Annotated in this window: 1 pseudogene; it reads left to right on the forward strand. The window is 69.0% G+C overall.

The window, feature by feature from the left end:
- A pseudogene (locus tag D7Y11_RS43075) lies at positions 1 to 396 on the forward strand (hypothetical protein); the annotation flags it as partial.
- Between the last annotated feature and the right edge of the window lie 4 nt (positions 397 to 400).

Here is a 400-nt window from a genome sequence, read left to right on the forward strand (position 1 = left end):
GTGTACTCGCACGGCAACCCGCAGGTGTCACCGTGGATGTACGACGAGGAGAAGGCGCGCGACTTCCTGCTGAGCTACATCGGCGGAGGCACGCAGTTCCCCTTCGACGTGATGGACGCGCTGTCACGCGAGCGGCCCGATGCGCTGCGCATCATCATCTCCGACAGCGACTTCCTCGCGAACGTCACCGCGGAGAGGCCCCTGGCGCCGGTGCTGGAGTCCATCCGGCGCTCGCGCCTCGTGGTGGCCATCCTCGCTCTTCCCGACGAACTACGCGCCCGGCAGGCGCTGGCGCCGCTGCTGCGCGAGCGCCGTTTCCGGCTGGTGGTGGTGCGCTGGCCCTCCGACTTCGCGAAGGCGGCCGCCGACCTCGCCCAGGCATTGCTGGAGAATTGAGTCC

This window comes from Corallococcus sp. AB018 (assembly GCF_003986945.1).
Lineage (GTDB): Bacteria > Myxococcota > Myxococcia > Myxococcales > Myxococcaceae > Corallococcus > Corallococcus exiguus.